The organism is Cellulomonas hominis (assembly GCF_014201095.1).
In the GTDB taxonomy this organism is placed as follows: Bacteria; Actinomycetota; Actinomycetes; order Actinomycetales; family Cellulomonadaceae; genus Cellulomonas; species Cellulomonas hominis.
In genome coordinates, this window is sequence record NZ_JACHDN010000001.1 from 2,348,019 (window position 1) to 2,366,595 (window position 18,577).

18 protein-coding genes and 1 pseudogene are annotated in these 18,577 nt (G+C 76.2%); 15 read left to right on the forward strand and 4 right to left on the reverse strand.

Translation table 11 applies throughout. The features are described 5' to 3' along the window. The first annotated feature begins 28 nt into the window (after positions 1-28). From HNR08_RS10970 to HNR08_RS22690, 8 genes are all read left to right on the forward strand, one after another. Positions 29-1,078 carry a FecCD family ABC transporter permease gene (locus tag HNR08_RS10970; protein ID WP_146832712.1) on the forward strand — a complete coding sequence of 350 codons (1,050 nt, stop codon included), beginning with the start codon at positions 29-31 and terminating at the stop codon, positions 1,076-1,078. After that, on the forward strand, positions 1,075-2,133 hold the full coding sequence (locus HNR08_RS10975) for a FecCD family ABC transporter permease (protein ID WP_146832709.1): 1,059 nt from the start codon (positions 1,075-1,077) through the stop codon (positions 2,131-2,133). Before HNR08_RS10970 ends, HNR08_RS10975 begins: the two co-directional genes overlap by 4 nt. Then, a complete protein-coding gene (locus HNR08_RS10980) occupies positions 2,130-2,945 on the forward strand; it encodes an ABC transporter ATP-binding protein (protein WP_146832706.1) in 816 nt (271 codons plus the stop codon). The genes HNR08_RS10975 and HNR08_RS10980 overlap by 4 nt, the downstream gene beginning before the upstream one ends. Before the next feature lie 121 nt (positions 2,946-3,066). Continuing rightward, on the forward strand, positions 3,067-4,089 hold the full coding sequence (locus HNR08_RS10985) for a LacI family DNA-binding transcriptional regulator (protein ID WP_146832703.1): 1,023 nt from the start codon (positions 3,067-3,069) through the stop codon (positions 4,087-4,089). Between the two features lie 344 nt (positions 4,090-4,433). Next, positions 4,434-6,647, forward strand: coding sequence for a glycoside hydrolase family 36 protein (locus HNR08_RS10990; protein WP_146832700.1), 2,214 nt, complete (start codon positions 4,434-4,436; stop codon positions 6,645-6,647). Positions 6,648-6,761: 114 nt separating this feature from the next. After that, positions 6,762-8,081 (forward strand): ABC transporter substrate-binding protein, encoded by a 1,320-nt coding sequence (locus HNR08_RS10995; RefSeq protein ID WP_146832697.1) that lies wholly within the window; start codon positions 6,762-6,764, stop codon positions 8,079-8,081. Between the two features lie 68 nt (positions 8,082-8,149). Then, positions 8,150-9,139 (forward strand): carbohydrate ABC transporter permease, encoded by a 990-nt coding sequence (locus HNR08_RS11000; RefSeq protein ID WP_146832694.1) that lies wholly within the window; start codon positions 8,150-8,152, stop codon positions 9,137-9,139. Continuing rightward, positions 9,136-10,020, forward strand: a complete 885-nt coding sequence (locus HNR08_RS22690; RefSeq protein ID WP_246802884.1) for a carbohydrate ABC transporter permease — start codon at positions 9,136-9,138, stop codon at positions 10,018-10,020. The genes HNR08_RS11000 and HNR08_RS22690 overlap by 4 nt, the downstream gene beginning before the upstream one ends. 9 nt (positions 10,021-10,029) lie before the next feature. On the opposite strand, the gene HNR08_RS11010 is transcribed toward HNR08_RS22690, so the two are convergent. Next, entirely contained in the window at positions 10,030-10,221 is a 192-nt protein-coding gene (locus HNR08_RS11010) for a hypothetical protein (RefSeq protein ID WP_146832691.1), read from the reverse strand. Positions 10,222-10,475: 254 nt separating this feature from the next. On the opposite strand from HNR08_RS11010, the gene HNR08_RS11015 reads away from it, so the two are divergent. Together HNR08_RS11015 and HNR08_RS11020 are read left to right on the forward strand one after the other, a co-directional pair. After that, entirely contained in the window at positions 10,476-11,183 is a 708-nt protein-coding gene (locus HNR08_RS11015) for an FMN-binding negative transcriptional regulator (RefSeq protein WP_246802883.1), read from the forward strand. 23 nt (positions 11,184-11,206) lie between these two features. Beyond that, positions 11,207-12,687: pseudogene (locus HNR08_RS11020) on the forward strand (amidohydrolase). 4 nt (positions 12,688-12,691) lie between these two features. Here HNR08_RS11020 and HNR08_RS11025 read toward each other — a convergent pair. Continuing rightward, positions 12,692-13,255, reverse strand: coding sequence for a cysteine hydrolase family protein (locus HNR08_RS11025; protein ID WP_146832679.1), 564 nt, complete (start codon positions 13,253-13,255; stop codon positions 12,692-12,694). 193 nt (positions 13,256-13,448) lie between these two features. Here HNR08_RS11025 and HNR08_RS11030 point away from each other — a divergent pair, with 193 nt between their 5' ends. From HNR08_RS11030 to HNR08_RS11050, 5 genes are all read left to right on the forward strand, one after another. Continuing rightward, positions 13,449-13,883 (forward strand): hypothetical protein, encoded by a 435-nt coding sequence (locus HNR08_RS11030; protein WP_146832676.1) that lies wholly within the window; start codon positions 13,449-13,451, stop codon positions 13,881-13,883. A gap of 79 nt (positions 13,884-13,962) precedes the next feature. Beyond that, complete coding sequence (purS, locus tag HNR08_RS11035; protein ID WP_146832673.1) at positions 13,963-14,250, forward strand: phosphoribosylformylglycinamidine synthase subunit PurS; 288 nt, start codon at positions 13,963-13,965, stop codon at positions 14,248-14,250. Next, positions 14,250-14,945: a phosphoribosylformylglycinamidine synthase subunit PurQ gene (gene purQ, locus HNR08_RS11040; RefSeq protein ID WP_146832670.1), complete on the forward strand. Its 696-nt coding sequence runs from the start codon at positions 14,250-14,252 to the stop codon at positions 14,943-14,945. The genes purS and purQ overlap by 1 nt, the downstream gene beginning before the upstream one ends. 47 nt (positions 14,946-14,992) lie before the next feature. Beyond that, a complete protein-coding gene (locus HNR08_RS11045; RefSeq protein ID WP_276513213.1) occupies positions 14,993-15,976 on the forward strand; it encodes a GNAT family N-acetyltransferase in 984 nt (327 codons plus the stop codon). A 167-nt stretch (positions 15,977-16,143) separates the two neighbouring features. After that, positions 16,144-16,761 (forward strand): hypothetical protein, encoded by a 618-nt coding sequence (locus HNR08_RS11050; protein WP_146832664.1) that lies wholly within the window; start codon positions 16,144-16,146, stop codon positions 16,759-16,761. A gap of 108 nt (positions 16,762-16,869) precedes the next feature. Here the strand turns inward: HNR08_RS11050 and HNR08_RS11055 are convergent, their stop codons facing one another. Together HNR08_RS11055 and HNR08_RS11060 are read right to left on the reverse strand one after the other, a co-directional pair. Next, complete coding sequence (locus HNR08_RS11055) at positions 16,870-18,123, reverse strand: O-succinylhomoserine sulfhydrylase (protein WP_246802881.1); 1,254 nt, start codon at positions 18,121-18,123, stop codon at positions 16,870-16,872. Beyond that, on the reverse strand, positions 18,120-18,557 hold the full coding sequence (locus HNR08_RS11060; RefSeq protein ID WP_146832659.1) for a rhodanese-like domain-containing protein: 438 nt from the start codon (positions 18,555-18,557) through the stop codon (positions 18,120-18,122). Before HNR08_RS11060 ends, HNR08_RS11055 begins: the two co-directional genes overlap by 4 nt. Between the last annotated feature and the right edge of the window lie 20 nt (positions 18,558-18,577).

An 18,577-nucleotide genomic window follows, 5' to 3' on the forward strand; every position in this document is an offset into this window, starting at 1 on the left:
CCGGTCCGCCGGACCGGGCGCCACCGACGTGACCGCGACCGTCACCGCACCGCGAGCCCCGCGCACCACCGCGCGGGGCTCGCGGTCGCGCGCGTGGCTGCTGGCCGGCGGCCTGGTGCTGGCGCTCGGGCTGCTCGTGCTCGCCTGCGGGCTGAGCGTCGCCGTCGGCTCCAAATCCGTCCCGCTGGGCGAGGTGTGGTCCGCGTGGCTGCACCCGGACGACGGGTACACCTCGGCCGTCGTGCAGTCCCGGCTGTCCCGGACGGCGCTCGGGCTCCTCGCGGGCGCGGCGCTCGCGGTGTCGGGCGCGGTGATCCAGGGGCTCACCCGGAACCCGCTGGGGGATCCCGGGCTGCTCGGGGTGAACGCCGGTGCGTCCGCGTCGGTCGTCGTCGTCACCGCGCTCGCGGGCGGGACGGCCGGGCGGTCGGTGTGGGCGGCGATCCCCGGGGCGGTGCTGGCCACCGTGGCCGTCTACGTCATCGGCTCGGGAGGACCCCGCGGCAAGGCGACGCCCGTGCGGCTGGTGCTGGCCGGCGCGGCGATCGCCGCGGTGCTCATGGCGCTGGTGCAGGCGATCACGCTCGCGAACACCGAGGTGTTCACGACCTACCGGTTCTGGGTCATCGGCTCGCTGGCCGGGCGGCCCGAGGACACCGCGGGCCTGGTGCTGCCGTACGTCCTGGCCGGGCTGGCGCTGGCGCTGCTGCTCGCGCGCGGCCTCAACGCCCTGGCCCTCGGCGACGAGTCCGCGACGGCCCTCGGGCTGAACGCCGGGCGGACCCGGGCGCTCGCCGGGGTCGCGGCCACGCTGCTGGCCGCGGCGGCGGTCGCGGCGGTCGGCCCCGTCGCGTTCGTCGGGCTGGCGGTGCCGCTGGTCGTGCGGTCCTTCACCGGCTCCGACCACCGGTGGCTGATCCCGTACGCCGCGGTGCTCGGGCCGGTGCTGCTGCTCGGCGCGGACGTCGTCGGGCGGGTCGTCGCGCGGCCGGGGGAGCTCATGGTCGGCGTGGTGACCGCGTTCGTCGGGGCCCCGTTCCTCGTCGTCGCGGTGCGCCGGGGGAGGATCGGCCTGTGAGCGCCCCCGCCCTCGGACGCACCGCCGGCGCCGACCGCACCGCCCCGGCCCGGCGGCCCGCGATCCGCGTGAACCGGCGCGCCGTCGTGGTGTGCCTCGGCGCGCTGCTCGCGACGGCGGTCCTGGCCCTCGTGACGATCGCCGTCGGCGAGCTCGGCATCACCCCCGCGGAGCTGCCGGCGGTGCTCGCGGGCGAGGGGTCGAGGGCGCAGGAGTGGGTGCTCTGGTCGAACCGCGCGCCCCGGATCGGGGTCGCGGCGCTCGCGGGCGCGGCGTTCGGCGTCGCGGGGTCGCTGTTCCAGAGCGTGACGCGCAACCCGCTCGGCAGCCCCGACGTCATCGGGCTCGGGGCGGGCGCGGCCGCCGGGGCCGCCGCGGCCACGCTGGTCTGGCCGGGCGTGCTGCCCGCGCCCGTGGGCGCGCTGCTCGGCGCCGGCCTCGCGGTGGGCGCGGTGCTGCTCGGGGCCGGGCGCGGGGTGCGCGCGCCGTTCCGGATGGTCGTGGTCGGCATCGCGATCGGCGCGATGAGCCTGGCGTTCGTCCAGCTCGCGCTGGCGCGGGCCACGGCCGAGGAGGCGCAGCAGGTCGCCGCCTGGTTGAACGGCAGCCTGCTGTCCCGGAACGCCGGCCACGTGGCGACCATCGGCGTGGCCCTGGTCGTGCTGCTGCCGTGCGCGCTCGCGCTGACCCGGCGGCTGCAGCTCGTCGAGATGGGCGACGACGCCGCCACCGCCCTGGGGGTCGACCCCGGCCGGACCCGGACGCTGGCGATCGCCGTGGGCGTCGCGCTGACGGCCGCCGCCGTGAGCGTGTGCGGGCCGGTGGCGTTCATCGCGCTGACCGCGCCGCAGATCGCGCGGCGGCTGACCGGCTCGACCGGGCCGGGGATGGCCGCCGCCGCGTGCACCGGGGCCGTGCTGCTGGTCGGCGCGGACCTGCTGGCCCAGCACGCGCCGTGGGGGGTGCAGTACCCCGTCGGCGTGCTGACGGCCCTGCTCGGCGGCACGTACCTCGCGTACCTCCTGGTGCGCGAGTGGAGGAAGGGAACCGCATGACCGACGCGCCGCTCGCCACCGAGGGGGTGACGCTCGCCTACGACCGGCTGGTCGTGGCCGAGGACCTCACGGTGGCCGTGCCCGCGGGCTCGTTCACCGTCATCATCGGGCCGAACGGCTGCGGCAAGTCGACGCTGCTGCGCGCGCTCGCCCGCACCCTGAAGCCGCGGTCCGGCCGGGTGCTGCTGGACGGCGCCCCGATGGACGCCCTGCGGACCAAGGCCATCGCCCGCCGGCTCGCGCTGCTGCCGCAGAGCCCGATCGCCCCCGAGGCGATCACGGTCGCCGACCTCGTCGCCCGCGGCCGGTACCCGCACCAGGGCCTGCTCCGGCAGTGGTCGCCCGAGGACGCCCGGGCGGTGGACGCCGCGATGGCCGCCACCGAGGTCATCGACCTGCGGGACCGGTACGTGTCCGACCTGTCCGGCGGGCAGCGGCAGCGCGCCTGGCTCGCGATGGCGCTCGCGCAGGAGACCGACCTGCTGCTGCTCGACGAGCCGACGACGTTCCTCGACATCGCGCACCAGTTCGAGGTCATGGACCTGTGCGCCCGGCTGCACGAGGAGGGCCGGACGCTCGTCGCCGTGCTGCACGACCTCAACCAGGCCGCCCGGTACGGCTCGCACGTGATCGCGATGAAGGCCGGCCGGGTCGTCGCCGAGGGCGCGCCCGAGGACGTCGTGACCGAGGCGCTGGTCCGGGACGTGTTCGGCCTCGCGGCCCGCGTGCTGCCGGACCCGGAGACCGGGACGCCGATGGTCGTGCCGGCGCGGCGGGACGCGCACGTGCGGCACGGGGCCGACCGGGGCTGACGGCCGGGGCCGACCGCCGGGCCGCGGCCGCCGCCGTCGCTGAAACCGATGATCGGTGTCCGCGCGACGGGGCGGGCCCGGCCCGGCCGATCCGGGTGAAAACGTTCGCTACGCTGCCCTCGTGCCGACACCTGCCCGGAAGGCCCCCGTCATCGCGGACGTGGCCCGCGTCGCCGGCGTGTCCGTGCCGACGGTCTCCCGCGTCCTGACCGGCTCCGTGCCCGTGAGCCCCGAGCGCCGGGAGCGGGTGCTCGCCGCGATCCGCGAGCTCGGCTTCCGCCCGAACGGCGCCGCGCGGGCCCTGGTCCGCGGGCAGCAGTCGATGGTCGCCGTGCTGACCAGCAACACCACGCGCTACGGCTACGGCATGACGCTGCAGGGCATCGAGGAGGCCGCCCGGCAGTCCGGCTACCTCGTGGTCATCTCCGTGGTGGAGACCCCGGACCGCGCGACCGTCGCGGCGGCCGTGGACTCCATGCTCGGCCAGCCGATGGCCGGCGCGGTCGTGCTCGAGTACGACCAGGCCGGGGTCGCGGCCCTCGCGGCGATGCCCCCGTGGCTGCCCGTGGTGGCGGCCGCCCCGATGCCCGACGGCGGCGGGACCCCCGCGGTGCCGCACGCCTACATGGACGACCACGCGGCCGCCGCGCAGGCCACCCGCTACCTGCTCGACCTCGGTCACCGCACCGTGCACCACGTCGGCATCCCGTCGACCGGGGGCCCCAGCGCCCGGACGCTGGGCTGGCGCGAGGCCCTCGACGCGGCGGGCGCCCCGGTCCCGGCGGTGGTGGCGGCCGACTGGGCGCCGACGTCCGGGTACGACGCCGGCCTTGCCCTGGCCGAGGAGCCGGACGTCACCGCGGTGCTCTGCGGCAACGACGAGATCGCGATGGGCGTGATGAAGGCGCTCGCCGACCGCGGGCGCCGGGTGCCGGACGACGTCTCGGTGATCGGCTTCGACGACCACCCCCTGGCGCAGCTCTGGTCGCCGTCGCTGACGACGGTCCGCCAGGACTTCGCCGCGCTGGGCCGGCAGGCCTTCGCGCTGCTGACGGCGTCGATGCAGGACGGACCGCCGCCCCGGTCGATCACGTCCCGGCCGGAGCTCGTGCTGCGCGGCACCTCGGGACCGCCCCCGCGCTGACCCCGCGCGGGGCCGCCTGCGCGCCCGCACGCCCGCACCTCTGCGAGCCGCGCCGGGCGCGGTCGGGCGCCGAGTGTCCAGAACGCACGGGACATCCTTCGTGAAACGCCCCGGCCTCGTGGACACCCGGTGGGGTTGCGGCCGGGGGCGCGAGTGGACGTGCGTGCGGGGGCGCGCGGGCTCGGGGCGCGGAAGCGGCGCGCGGGGAGTCCAGGCCGCGGCCGAGCCTCGGGTGTTGTGAAAGCGTTACCAAGCGCGAACACCAGGGACTTGCGCTCTGCTCTGATCTACGTTTTCATAAGTCCCGCGACGAAGCACCGAGCAGGACGAAGGAGACGTGCCCGATGGTGGACCACCCCGCCCCCGCGACCGCGGAGGCATCGACGACCGTCGGCCTCGCCCACCCCGCCCTGCGCGCCTGGGGCACCGACTCCCTCGGCCTGGCCTTCACGCACGGCCCCGACGCCCCGGTGGTCGTGGCCGCCGTGCGCGGTTCGCTCGCGGACGCCGAGGCCGTCGCCGACGACGCCGCGCTCGTCCCGGCGACGCAGCCGCTCGTCGAGGTGCTCGCCGTCGGGCACGGCCGCCGGCACGCGAACCTCCGGAACACGGCCACCGCCGTCGGCGCCCGGCTGCGGCACGCCGGACACCGCGAGGAGCAGGACGGCCCCTGGCGCGTGCTGCACGTCGACCAGCGCGACGACGCGACGGGGCTCGAGGTCCGCACCACGCTGCGCACCCCGGCCGCCGGCCGCCCGTCGCTCCAGGCGTGGACGACCGTCCGCAACGCCGGTGAGCAGCCGGTCGCGCTGCAGGCGGTCTCGACGCTCGTGCTGGGCCACCCGCTCGGCGCGGGCGCCGGCCCGCGGGACGTCGTGACCGTCGAGGGCCGCAACGAGTGGGTCGGCGAGGGCCGTTGGGAGGTCACGCCGCTGCGCGGCCAGTCGGGCCTGCCGTGGCTGGACCTCGACGCGCACCAGCACCAGGACGGCCGGGGCTCCCGCGCGGTGGTCAGCGGCGGCACCTGGTCGTCGGGCGACCGCGCCCCCGCCGGCGCCCTCGGGGTCGACGCCGCCGGCACGTCCGGGCGTGCGCTGGCGTGGGAGGTCGAGCACAACGGCGCCTGGCGCGCCGAGGTCGGCGAGCGCGTCGGCGCGGCGCCCGCCGGGCGCGGCGAGCTCGTCCTCGGGCTGCTCGGCCCGACCGACGCGGACCACCAGTGGCTGACGGTGCTCGGCCCGGGGGAGTCGTTCACGTCCGTCCCCGCCTCGGTCGCGTTCTCCGACGCCGGCTGGCAGGGCGCGGTGCAGGAGCTGACCCGGCACCGCCGCCTGCTGCGCACCGGGCCGGCCGAGCCCGAGGGCCGCTGGCTGGTGTTCAACGACTACATGAACACCCTCATGGGCGACCCGACCACCGAGAAGCTGCTCCCGCTGGTGGACGCGGCCGCCGCGGCCGGGGCCGAGTACTTCTGCATCGACGCCGGCTGGTACGACGACGGCTTCGACTGGTGGGACTCGGTCGGCGAGTGGCAGCCGTCCACCCGGCGGTTCGGCGCGGCCGGCCTCGGCGCGGTCCTCGACCGGATCCGCGAGGCCGGCATGGTGCCCGGCCTCTGGCTGGAGCCCGAGGTCGTCGGCCGCCGCAGCCCGGTCGCGGACGCCCTGCCCGCGGACGCCTTCCTGCAGCGGGCCGGCCGGCGGGTCCTCGAGCAGGACCGCTACCTGCTGGACCTGCGGCACCCCGCGGCGCGCGCCCACCTGGACGCGGTCGTCGACCGCCTGGTCCGGGACCTCGGCGTCGGGTACTTCAAGCTGGACTACAACGTCACCCCCGGCCCCGGCTCCGACCTGGGCGCGGACAGCGCCGGCGCGGGCCTGCTCGCGCACAACCGGGCGCACCTCGCGTGGCTGGACGGCGTCCGCCGCCGGCACCCGCACGTGGTCCTGGAGAACTGCGCGTCGGGGGCGATGCGGGCGGACTACGCGCTGCTCGCCCGGCTGCACCTGCAGTCCACCTCCGACCAGCAGAACCCGGTGCTGTACCCGCCGATCGCCGCCGCGGCCCCGATGCAGGTGCTGCCCGAGCAGGCCGGGAACTGGGCCTACCCGCAGCCCGGGATGACGGACGAGGAGATCGTCTTCACCCTGTGCACCGGGCTGTCCGGCCGGCTCTACCTGTCCGGGCACCTGGACGAGATGTCCGCCCCGCAGCTCGCCCTGGTGCGCGAGGCCGTGGACGTCGCGCTCGCCCGCCGGGCCGCCGACGAGACCGCGGTGCCGTTCTGGCCGCTGGGCCTGCCCGCCTGGGAGGACCCCTGGGTCGTGAGCGGCCTGCGCGCCGGGGACGAGTCGTGGGTCACCCTGTGGTGGCGCGGCGACGGTCCCGGCTCGGTCCTGCTCGACCTTCCCGCGGGCGACCTGGCGACGGCCTTCCCGTCCGCGGCGGACGCGCCGGGCGGCCGGCGCTGGGACGTGCGGCGCCGGGACGACGGCCGGGTCGAGGTCGCCGTCGACGGCCCCGGCCCGAGCGCCCGGCTGCTCCGCGTGCGCCCCTGACCACCGCGCACCACCCCGCACGTCCCCGCACGACCCCGCACCACCACCCACCCCCGCACCACCCGCTTCACCCCGGCGTCACCGAGGACGCCGGTCGAGACACGAGGAGTCGATATGACGAGGTATTCGACTGCGGCCGCCGCGGCGCTGGCCGTCGCCCTGCTGGCCACGGCCTGCTCCGACCCGAGCGCGGGCGGCGGCGGCGGCGGGTCCGCGGCGCCGGCGGCCTGGCCGGACCAGACCGCCGACCTGGCGGGCGTCGAGCTGACGGTCTGGGCCGCGCAGAACTCGAACTCCGTCCCGGAGTCGGTCGTGTCGGCGTTCGAGGACGCGACCGGCGCGAGCGTCGACGTCGTCACCATCCCGGACCCGTACGAGCAGGGCGTGCAGACCAAGGTCGCCACGGGCGACAAGCCGGATCTCGCGTTCTGGCAGCCGACGGCCTCGATGCTGACGGCCCTCAACGCGCCGACCAACCTGCAGCCGCTGGACGACGCCCCGTGGCTGGAGGACATGCGCCCCGAGCTGCGGGACATGACCGGCATCCTCGACGGCACCCGGTACGCCGCGCTCATCAGCACCCCCGCGGTCATGGGCGTCTACTACAACAAGCAGGTGTTCGCGGACCACGGCATCACCGACCTGCCGACCGACTGGGACTCGTTCGTCGAGCTCGGCCGCACGCTGAAGGCCGACGGCGTCACCCCCTTCTTCGAGATGGGCGGTGACCGCTGGGCCACGCAGTGGTGGGTCCAGGTGCAGCTCGCCGATGCCGCCGCCGACGGCCTGTGGGACCGCATGAACGCGAACGAGGAGGCGTTCACCGACCCGGCGATCCTGGGCGCGATCGAGGAGTACAAGTCGCTGATCGACGAGGGCCTGTTCAACGACTCGATCAAGACGGCGACGTTCGAGGACCAGGGCGACGCGCTGCTGGCCGGCGACGCCGCGATGGCCGTCCAGGTGAACAGCTTCTTCGGCCAGCTCCAGGCGAAGGCCGACACCGCGACGCTGGACGAGACCATCGGCTTCTTCCCGATCGCCCCGTCGGGCAACGTCGGCACGTTCATCCCCGACCAGGCGAACGCGCTCGTCGCCTTCAAGACGGGTGACGCCACCCGGGAGGCCGCGGCCCGCCAGCTGCTGTCGTTCTGGCTCGGCGACGGCTACGCGGACTTCGTCGCCGCGCAGGACACCGTGTCGCTGCAGACCGGCGTCGACTCCCCGGACACCGTGCCGGTGGCGCTGACCGAGGTGGCCGACGCGCTCGGCGACTCCGTCGGCTCGATGCAGGCTCTCGCGGTCGCGAACCCGGACCTGTACCTGTTCCTCGCGGACATGATCCAGGGCTCCACCAGCCCGCAGCAGGTCGCGCAGGAGACGCAGGACCAGTTCGCCCAGCTCGCCCAGGCGCAGGGCGTCGAGGGCTTCTGACCGACGGTCCCGGGCGGCGGGCGCACCCCGCCGCCCGGGACGTGCACCGCCAGGGCGAGGAGAACCCCATGCACGCGAGCAGCACGACCGACGCGCCGGCCGACGGCGCACCCGCGACGCGCGCCCCGGCACCCGGCCGCCCGGCCCGGGCGCCCCGGCTCCGGCGCGCCCGGACGGACCACCGGCGCACCCGCGCGGCCGCCACGCACCCGGGCTGGTTCGCCGCCCCGGCGTTCGCGGTGCTCGGGGTGTTCTTCTTCGTCCCGACGATCTTCAACTTCGTCTACTCGTTCACGAACTGGTCGTCGTTCCACAGCGACATCGGCTTCGTGGGCTTCGCGAACTTCCAGTCGCTGCTGAGCAGCGGCACCCTGGTGCAGGCGCTGCGCGTGACGCTGGTCTACGCGGTGCTGGTCGCGATCTTCCAGAACCTCTTCGGCCTGCTGCTGGCGCTGCTCCTGGAGCGGGACACCCGGGTCAACCGGTTCGCGCGGGTCATGTTCTTCATCCCCGTCGTGATGTCGGCGCTCGCGGTCGGCTACGTGTTCCAGGCGATGCTCAAGCCGGACGGCGCCGTCAACGACGTGCTCGGCTGGTTGCTCGGGCGGGAGATCGCCATCGCCTGGCTCGGCTCGACCACCTGGACGATCGTCGTCGCCGCACTGATCCACGCCTGGAAGTGGATGGGCCTGCCGATGCTCATCTACCTGGCCGGCCTCAAGACGATCGACGAGCAGGTGCTGGAGGCCGCACGGCTCGACGGCGCCTCGGCGTGGCAGACGTTCCGGGAGATCCGGTTCCCGCTGCTCGCCCCCGCGGTCACGTTCAACGTCGCGACCGCGCTGCTCGGCTCGATGAACGGCTTCGACATCGTGCAGGCCACCACCGAGGGCGGGCCCGCCCGCAGCACCGAGCTGCTGAACATCTTCATCTTCCGGACCTTCGGCCAGGGCCTGTTCGCGCAGGCGACGACGATGAGCCTGATGCTCTTCCTCGTCGTGGCGCTGCTGGCCTTCCCGGTCATCCGGATGCTCCGCAAGCGCGAGGAGGTCCTGTGAGCACCGTCGTCGGAACGGCCCGGGCGGCCCGGGTGCCGCGCACCCCGCGCGCGGGTGGCAGGCACGGGGGCTGGCGCGCCGTGCAGCCCGTGGTCGCGGTCCTCGCGGTCGTGCTGCTCATCGGCATGCCGCTGTGGATCATCGTCGTCACCGCCGGCAAGTCGCAGGCCGAGGCGCTGAACCCGAACCTGTCCCTGCCGACCGAGTGGCACCTCGGCGAGAACGTCGCGCAGGTCTGGCAGGACGGCCGGCTGCCGAAGGCGTTCCTCGGCTCGATGCTGGTCATGGTGCCGTCGGTGCTCGGCGTGCTCGTGCTCGGCTCGATGGCGTCCTGGGTGCTCGCCCGGCGGAGCAGCCGCGGCTGGGCGGTGCTCTACGCGCTGGCGATCTCCGGCATCGTGCTGCCGCCCGCGGTCGTGACGATCGTGCTGCTGCTGCGCCAGATCGGCCTGGCCGGCACCCCGACCGGCATGGTCGGCGTCTACATGGGCATGTACATGTCCACGGTCGTCTTCTTCGTGACCGGGTTCGTGCGGACCATCCCGGTCGAGCTCGAGGAGGCCGCCCGCATGGACGGCGCCGGGCCGGTGCGGGTGTTCCGGACGGTGATCCTGCCGCTGCTCGCCCCCGTGCTGTCGACCGCGACGATCCTCATCTGCCTGTACATCTGGAACGACGTGTTCTACGCGCTCTTCGTGGTGGGCGGGCGCCTCGACACCCTGCCGCTGAACCTCTACCAGGTGGCGTCCGCGGGGCTGTACCTCAACAACTGGCACCTGATCTTCGCCTACGTCGCGCTGATGAGCCTGCCGCTGCTGGTGGTCTTCGTCGTGGCGCAGCGCCGGATCATCTCCGGCATCACGAGCGGCGCGGTGAAGTAGCGGGGCGGCTCACCCCGCGCCGTGGAACGCCAGCGCCAGGAGGACGTCCTCGGGCCGCGGCGCGTGCTCCGGCGCGGGGCCGCCCGTGAAGCACCGGCAGGCGCCGTCCTGGTGCACCAGGTTCGCGTGCGGCCGGGCCACGCAGGGCGCTGGCGCGCCGTCGCCGGGTGTCGTCGGCGCGACCGGGGTCTCGATCGTCATGCGGGTACTACCTCCGTGCGGGGGCCGCGGGGGAGCGGTCCGTGACGGCGCCGAGGGGCCGGCGCCGCGGTCGCCCCGGGGTCGCGTGCACGTCCCCGTGGTGTCGTGTCCATCGGACGGTCGCACGGATTCCTGTGGTGTCAGGACCAGGTTGCGGCGTTAGCGCAGGTGAATTCCCTCCCGTGTGGTCGGACTCACCCCGGGACCGGGCCGGAGGTCCCGCGTCGGGGGCCGCTGGTGGTTCGATGGGCCGCGTGATCCACACCGAGGACTACGCGCTGACCGACGAGGCGCGCGTGCGGGACCTGGTGCGCGCGCACGGGTGGGCGACGCTGGTCTCCGTGACCGCGGAGGGGCCCGTGGCGTCGCACCTGCCGGTGCTGCTGGAGGAGACGCCGGTCGGTCCGGCGCCCGAGCCGCGGCCGGCCCGGCCCGCCCGCGACGCCCGCGGGCTCCCCGACCGGTTCACCGCCCCGTCCGCCCCGCTGCACGTCCTCGGCCACCTCGGCCGCCCGGACGAGCTGCTGCACGAGCTCGACGGCACCCGGGAGCACCTGCTGGTCGTCGCGGGCCCGTCGGGCTACGTGTCGCCCGGCTGGTACGGCTACGCCCCCGCGCTGCCGACGTGGAACTACGTGGCCGTGCACCTCTACGGCACGGTCGAGCTGCTGGACCCGGAGGAGTCGTACGCCGTGCTGGGCGCGACCGTCGACCGGTACGAGGACCCGATGCCCGACCCGGTCCGGATGCCCGACGGGTACGCCCGGCAGGTCGCGCCCGGGGCGGTCGGGTTCCGGATGCGGGTGACCCGCTGGCAGGGCAAGGCGAAGCTCAGCCAGGACAAGCCGCGGGCCGTCGCGGAGCGGGTCGTCGCCGCGCTCGACGCCGGCCCGCGGTACGCCGCGCCCGCGCTCGCCGCCGAGATGCGGGCCGAGCTCGACCGCCGCCCCGACTGGCCGTGACCGGCCCCGACCCGGGAGATCCCGTGACCCGCCCGCTCGTCCTCACCCGCGCGCGCCTGCTCGGCGACGACGCCCCGGTCGACCTGCTGCTCCGCGACGGCCGGGTGCAGGCGGTCGGCGCCGGAGCCGCGGACGCCGCCGGACCCGCCGCCGAGCGCGTCGACCTCGACGGCCGCACGGTGCGCCCGGCCTCTGGGACCAGCACACGCACATGACGCAGTGGGCCCTCGCCCGCCAGCGGCTCGACGTGTCGGCCGCGACCTCGGCGGCGCACGCGGTGCAGATCGTCGCCGACCGCCTGGCGTCGCGCCCGCCCGCCCCGGGGACGGCGCTGGTCGGCGCCGGGTTCCGGGACGGGCTGTGGCCGGACGCGCCGACCGCCGCGCTGCTCGACGCCGTCGCCGGCGACACCCCCGTCGTCCTGGTCTCCGCCGACCTGCACTGCGCCTGGTTCAGCACGGCGGGCCTGCGGTACGCGGGCGTGGGGGAGCACCCCACCGGCCTGCTGCGCGAGTCCGAGTGGCTGCCGCTGTCCGCTGTGGTGGACCAGGTCCCCGACGCGGTGGCCGACGCGTGGGTCGACGAGGCCGCCCGGGCCGCCGCGCGGCGCGGCGTGGTCGGCGTGGTCGACCTGGAGATCACCGAGAACCTCACGCCCTGGCGCCGCCGCATCGCCGCGGGCTCGGACGCGCTGCGGGTCCGGGCCGGGGTCTGGGAGCCGTACCTCGACAAGGTGCTCGCCGAGGAGCTGCGCACCGGCGACGTCGTCGTCGGCACCGGCGGGCTGCTCCAGCAGGGGCCGCTCAAGGTCATCACCGACGGGTCGCTCAACACCCGGACCGCCTACTGCCACGACCCGTACCCCGGCCTGTCCGGGCCGGGCGCCCACGGCGTGCTGTCCGTGCCGCCGGAGCACCTGGTGCCGCTCATGGCCCACGCGCACCGCCGCGGACTCGCCTGCGCGATCCACGCGATCGGCGACCAGGCGAACACCCTGGCCCTCGACGCGTTCGCGGCGTCGGGCGCCCGCGGCACGATCGAGCACGCCCAGCTCCTCACGGACGCGGACGTGGCCCGGTTCGCCGCGCTCGGGGTCACCGCGTCCGTCCAGCCGGAGCACGCGATGGACGACCGGGACGTCGCCGACCGGTACTGGGCGGGCCGCACCGCGCGGGCGTTCCCGCTCGCGTCGCTGGTCGCCGCCGGGGTGCGGCTGGTGCTCGGCTCGGACGCGCCGGTCGCGCCGCTCGACCCGTGGATCGCGGTGGCCGCCGCCGTGGAGCGCGCCCGCGACGGGCGCGAGCCCTGGCACCCGGAGCAGCGCGTGGACCTGCTGACGGCGCTCGCGGCGTCCACGGACGGGCAGCCGCTGGTCCTCGGCCCCGGGGCGTCCGCGGACCTGTGCGTCCTGGACGCCGATCCGCTCGCCGACGGGGCGCCGCTGCGGGGGATGCCCGTGGCCGGGACCCTGCTCGCGGGGCGGTGGACGCACCGCGCGCTCTGACCGGCTACACCCCCGCCAGGACGTCCGCCGTCGACACCACCCGGGCGAAGCCGCCGCCGTGCAGGTTCGTCGCCGTCGCGCGCGCGAGGTCCTCGGCGGGCACGACCGTCCCGTCCGGCCCGGCCAGGTCGAAGGTGTGCGTCGCGTCGAGCGGCAGCACCACCCGGTAGCCGAGGTTCCCGGCCATGCGGGCGGTGGTCTCGACGCACATGTTCGTCTGGATGCCGCACAGCACGACCTGCCCGATCCCGGCCCGCGTCAGCCAGTCGTGCAGGTCGGGCGTCCCGTAGAAGGCGGAGTTCACGGTCTTGTCGACCAGCAGCGCCGGTGCGACGTCCGCGACCACGGGCTGGAGCGCGTGGCCCGGGGCGCCGGCCGCGAGCGGCCTGCCGGGGGCCGAGGTGTGCCGCACCACCACCACGGGCCGCCCGGTGCGCTGCCACGCCGCGAGCAGGTCGCCGATGCGCTGCTCGGCGTCCGGGTTGTCGCGCCGGCCCCAGAAGGCGGCGTCGCGGAAGCCCTGCTGCACGTCGATCACCACGAGGGCGGCGTCGGAGTCGATGTCCACGGCCCCGATGGTGCCGTCCGGGACGGGACGACCGGAACGGGCGATGCTGCCGTCGGGCGTCGACTTCCTGCCGGAACGCCTCCGGTGCCCCGGACCGGGTACGCCCGACCGGGTGACCCGCGGCCGCCCGGGGGTGGCAGCACCCAGGAAGGGCCGACGGTCCCTGGCGGAGCGCCGTAGCGTCCAGGAACCTATGCGACTCCACCAGCAGGTCCGCCAGGCCGGGATCGGTGCCCGCACCGTCCTCGGCCTCCACCCGCGCGACGGCCGACCCGTCGCGTGCTGGGTCGTGCACCCCGCCGCCGACGACGCGGGGCTGCGCGCGCGCCTCGACCGGTACACCGCGGCGCTGGGCCTCGGGTCGCTGGCCGACCCCGCGCTCCGGGAGGTCCCCGACTACCGGGCCTCGTTCACCGCCGCGGGCGGCTGGGCGACGCTGTGGGTCGGCGACGAGACGGAGCTGGTGGCGGCGCACGACACCGAGTGGCTCGCCGCGCTGCTCGACCGGGGGTGGGCGATGGTCGTGGCGGGGTACTCCCCGGGCCTCGCGGAGGCCGACCACGCCGGCGTCCAGGCGTACCTCCTCAGCGGCGCCGAAGCCCGGGTGGGCGTCGTCCGGGTCGCCTGACGGACGGCGGACCGAGCAGCCCGGCGCGGTCGGTAGGCTGGGCCCCGACCCCCACCGCCGCGAACCAGGGAGCTCACCCGTGGGACGAGTCGTCGTCGATGTGATGCCCAAGCCGGAGATCCTCGACCCGCAGGGCAAGGCCGTCGCCGGCGCGCTGCCGCGGCTCGGCTTCGCGCAGTTCACCTCCGTCCGGCAGGGCAAGCGGTTCGAGCTCGAGGTCGACGGTCCCGTCACCCCCGAGGTGCTCGCCGCGGCCGCCGAGGCGGCGGCGCAGGTGCTGTCCAACCCCGTGATCGAGGACGTCGTGCGCGTCGCCGACTCCGAGGCGGACGCGGCCGCGACCGTGACCTCGGAGGGCCTGGCCTGATGACCCGCATCGGCGTCGTCACCTTCCCGGGCACCCTGGACGACCGGGACGCCGCGCGGGCCGTGCGGCTCGCGGGCGCCGAGCCGGTCGCCCTCTGGCACGCGGACGCCGACCTGCACGGGGTCGACGCGGTCGTGCTGCCCGGCGGGTTCTCCTACGGCGACTACCTGCGCGCCGGGGCGATCAGCCGGTTCGCCCCCGTCATGGGCGAGGTCGTCGAGGCGGCCGGCAAGGGCATGCCCGTGCTCGGCATCTGCAACGGCTTCCAGGTCCTCACCGAGGCGCACCTGCTGCCGGGCTCGATGATCAAGAACGACCACCTGCACTTCGTCTGCCGGGAGCAGGTGCTGTCGGTCGAGCAGACCGAGACCGCCTGGACCCGGGAGTACCGGCAGGGCGAGCGGATCACGATCCCGCTGAAGAACCAGGACGGCCAGTACGTCGCCGACGAGCGCACGCTCGACGAGCTCGAGGGCGAGGGCCGGGTCGTGATCCGCTACGAGGACCACAACCCGAACGGCTCCCGCCGCGGCATCGCCGGCATCAGCAACGCCCGCGGGAACGTCGTCGGACTCATGCCGCACCCCGAGCACGCGGTCGAGCCGGGCTTCGGCCCCGACGGCGCGCGCGGCCCCCGCAGCGGGACCGACGGGCTGCGGTTCTTCACCTCCGTGATGCGGGCGCTCGTCTCCTGAGCGTCACCCTGCGCGAGGTCCCCTGGACCGACCCGGACGCCCGGGCGCTGCGCCGCGCGCAGCAGGCGGAGCTCAGCGCCCGGTACGGCGACGGCGGTACGCCGGAGCCGCCCGCCGAGCACGTCGTGGTCACGCTGCTGCTCGCGCTGGACGGCGTCCCCGTGGGCTGCGGCTCGCTGCGGGACCTCGGCGCCGAGCCGGAGCACGGCCCCGGCACCGGCGAGGTGAAGCGGGTGTACGTCGCGCCGTCCGCGCGCGGGCGCGGGCTGGCCCGGACGCTCGTGCACGCGCTCGAGGACCGGGCCGCCGCCCTCGGCTGGACGCGGCTGGTGCTGGAGGCCGGGCTGCAGCAGCCCGAGGCGATCGGGCTGTACCTGTCCCTGGGGTACGCGCCGGTCGAGCGGTACGGCGAGTGGGCCGACGTCGCGGACTCGCGGTGCTTCGCGAAGGCCGTGGGGTCCGGCGCGCGGGGCCCCGCGCCGCGGTCGCCCGCACCGGCCGGGACGCTGCGGGTCGCGGTCGTGCCGTACGCCGACCCCGACGCGGCCGCGCTCCGGGACGCGATGGACGCCGAGTCGCTGCTGGCCTACCCGGAGGTCGAGGCGGCCGTCGCGACCCGGGGCCGTTTCGGCGCAGTCGACGCGGCGCTCGGGTCGGCGGTGCTCGTGACCGTGCTGGCGCGGCTCGACGGCCGGCCCGTGGGATGCGCGTCGCTCGGCCGGCTGCACGGGTCCGGCGGCCCCGCAGGCCCCGCCGGCCCCGCCGGCCTCGACGCCGCGACGACCGGCGAGCTGCGCCGGGTCTTCGTCCACCCGGACGTCCGGCGGGCCGGCGTGGCCGCCGCGCTCGTCCGCGCGCTCGAGGCCGAGGCCCGGGCGCTGGGGCTGCGCGACCTCGTGCTGGAGACCGGCATCCGGCAGCCCGCGGCCCTCGCCCTGTACCGCTCGCTGGGCTACCGGCCGGTGCTTCCCTTCGGGCGCTGGCAGGGCGACGCGCTCGGGCTGTACCTCGGTCGCACCCTCGCGGTCTGACACGCGCGCCCGCGATGTGGACGCCCGCTGCCGCGGGGGCCCTGGGCCCGGCTAGGGTGCTCGCGTGTTCCTGAGCCGGGTGTGTTGTCGCTGAGCTGACGACCTCGCGCGCCCGCGGCCCGACGGCCCTCGCCGCGCACCCCCGCCTCACCCGCCGAGGACACCCCATGGCTCAGCCCGTGCTGCACCGCCCCGCGGTCGCCACCCGTCACCTGCCCGCTGCCGCGCACCGCCGGCACACGACCCCGCCGGTGGGCCTCGCGCCCGCGGACCCGGTGGCCGCCCCCGCGCCGTCGCCGGCCCCGCCCGCCGCCGCGCCCGACATCCACGTCGGCAGCCCCGACTACGGCGTCCGCACCGTCGAGTTCCGCCCCGGCTCCGAGACCGCCATCGCGCTGGCCGCCGCCCGGGCCGACGTCATCCGCCTGGAGTTCTCCGTGGCCGTCCCGACGGTCGGGGCGCTCGCCCGGGTCGTCGCGCTGGTCGAGGAGGCCGTCGCCGAGGCGGGCCGCGACCGCGCCGAGGTGCGCGTCGTGCTGGACCTCGAGGTCGTGCTCGCGGCCGACGCGCGCACCGCCCGCCGCAAGCGGTCGCACCTGGAGTACCTGGACGCCCTCGCGGGCCTGGGCTGGTCGCCCGCCGCGACGCGGGTCGTCACCACGCCGGAGCTGCTGGCCGCCGAGGTCCGGGAGCTGGCGCGCCGCGCGGGGGTCGACGCGGTGGTCCTCCTCCCGCTCGCGGGCGGCCCGTCGGCCGAGGACGAGCTCCGCACGCTGGTCGCCTGAGGTCCGCCCCCGCGCCGGACCCCCGCGAAGTGGAAGGTTCGAGCAGACACGCCGACGGCGTGTTCGTCCGAACCTTCCACTCTGCGTGACGGGCAGGGACCGGCCGGGTCAGGACGGGAGGGTCGACAGGGCCCGGTCCAGGTCGTCGCGGAGGTCCGTCACGTCCTCCAGGCCCACCGACAGGCGCACCGTGGACTCCGCGATGCCGACCGCCGCGCGCCCGGCCGGGCCGAGCTTGCGGTGCGTGGTCGTCGCCGGGTGCGTGACGAGGGACTTCGCGTCGCCGAGGTTGTTCGAGATGTCGACGACCCGCAGCGCGTCCAGCACCGCGAACGTCGCGCGCTTCGCCTGCTCGGGCGTCGACCCCTCGGGGACGCGCAGGCCGAACGTCACGACGGTCCCGCCGCCGTCCTGCTGCGCCAGTGCGAGGGCGTGCTGCGGGTGCGACGGCAGGTGGGGGTACCGGACGCCGGACACCGCGGGGTGCTCCTCGAGCCAGGTCGCCAGCGCGAGCGCGGACGCGGTCTGGTGCCGGACCCGCAGCGACAGCGTCTCGAGGCCCTTGAGCAGCACCCACGCGTTGAACGCGCTGAGCGACGGACCGGTGTTCCGGATCAGCGTCTGGACCGGTCCGTGCACGTACTCGTCCGTGCCGAGGATCGCCCCGCCCAGCACCCGTCCCTGCCCGTCGATGTGCTTCGTCGCGGAGTACACGACGACGTCCGCGCCGAGCTCCAGCGGGCGGGACAGCACGGGGGTGGCGAACACGTTGTCCACGACGACGACCGCGCCGGCGGCGTGCGCGAGGCGGCTGACCGCCGCGATGTCGACGAGGTCCTGCATCGGGTTGGACGGGGTCTCGAAGAACACGACGTCGGCGGGGGTCGACAGCGCCGCCTCCCACTGCCCGGGGACGTGCCCGTCGACGTAGTCGGTCCGCACGCCCCAGCCCGCGAGGATCTCGTCGAAGATCACGACCGACGACCCGAACAGGGCCCGGGCGGCGACGACGCGCGACCCCTGGCGGACCAGCGCGGCGAGAGCCGTGAACACCGCGGACATGCCGGACGCGGTGGCGTAGCAGGCCTCCGCGCCCTCGAGCAGCCGCAGCCGCTCCTCGAACGTCGACACCGTCGGGTTCCCGTAGCGGGAGTACAGGAACCGGTCGGCGTCGCCCGCGAACGCGGCCTCGGCGTCGGCGGCGCGCTCGTAGACGTAGCCCTGCGTGAGGAACAGCGCCTCGGAGGTCTCCTGGAACCCGGACCGGACGGTGCCGCCGCGGACCGCGAGCGTGTCGGGGCGCAGCGACTCCCGGGGGAGCCGCGCGTCGCGCCAGTCGCCGGGTCCCGGGGCCGCGGTCACGCGTCCCGCCACGGGAGACCCGCGGCGCGCCAGCCGGTGTGCCCGCGCCGGCCGTCGGGGCCGACGTCGCCCTCGAAGCCCGTGAGCACGTTGTAGGCCGGACCCAGGCCGGCGGCGGTCGCGGTGGTCGCGGCGGCCACCGACCGCACGCCCGACCGGCACAGGAACACCACCGGGCGCGGGTCGCCGGGCACGATCCCGGCCGCGGCGAGTCCGTCGAGGAACGCCGGGTTCGGGCGGCCGAAGGCGTCGGTCCACTCGACGAACGCGGTGCGCCCGGCGGCGTCGCCGGCCGCGAGGTCCGCGGTGTCCGGCACGCCGATCGTCTGCCACTCGCCCTCGGTGCGGACGTCCACCAGGACGGCGCGCGGGTCGGACGCCAGCAGGTCCCAGGCCTCGTGCGGGGTGAGGTCGCCCGCGTACGGCGCGCTCACAGCGCCCGCACCTCGGCGCG

Excerpts from the sequence above, each read along its gene's own strand:
- HNR08_RS11050 (WP_146832664.1), top strand. The coding sequence starts at position 16,144 with ATGGCTCAGCCCGTGCTGCACCGCCCCGCGGTCGCCACCCGTCACCTG.
- HNR08_RS10980 (WP_146832706.1), top strand. The coding sequence starts at position 2,130 with ATGACCGACGCGCCGCTCGCCACCGAGGGGGTGACGCTCGCCTACGAC.
- purQ (WP_146832670.1), top strand. The coding sequence starts at position 14,250 with ATGACCCGCATCGGCGTCGTCACCTTCCCGGGCACCCTGGACGACCGG.
- HNR08_RS11010 (WP_146832691.1), bottom strand. The coding sequence starts at position 10,221 with ATGACGATCGAGACCCCGGTCGCGCCGACGACACCCGGCGACGGCGCG.
- HNR08_RS11000 (WP_146832694.1), top strand. The coding sequence starts at position 8,150 with ATGCACGCGAGCAGCACGACCGACGCGCCGGCCGACGGCGCACCCGCG.
- HNR08_RS10995 (WP_146832697.1), top strand. The coding sequence starts at position 6,762 with ATGACGAGGTATTCGACTGCGGCCGCCGCGGCGCTGGCCGTCGCCCTG.
- HNR08_RS10990 (WP_146832700.1), top strand. The coding sequence starts at position 4,434 with ATGGTGGACCACCCCGCCCCCGCGACCGCGGAGGCATCGACGACCGTC.
- HNR08_RS11030 (WP_146832676.1), top strand. The coding sequence starts at position 13,449 with ATGCGACTCCACCAGCAGGTCCGCCAGGCCGGGATCGGTGCCCGCACC.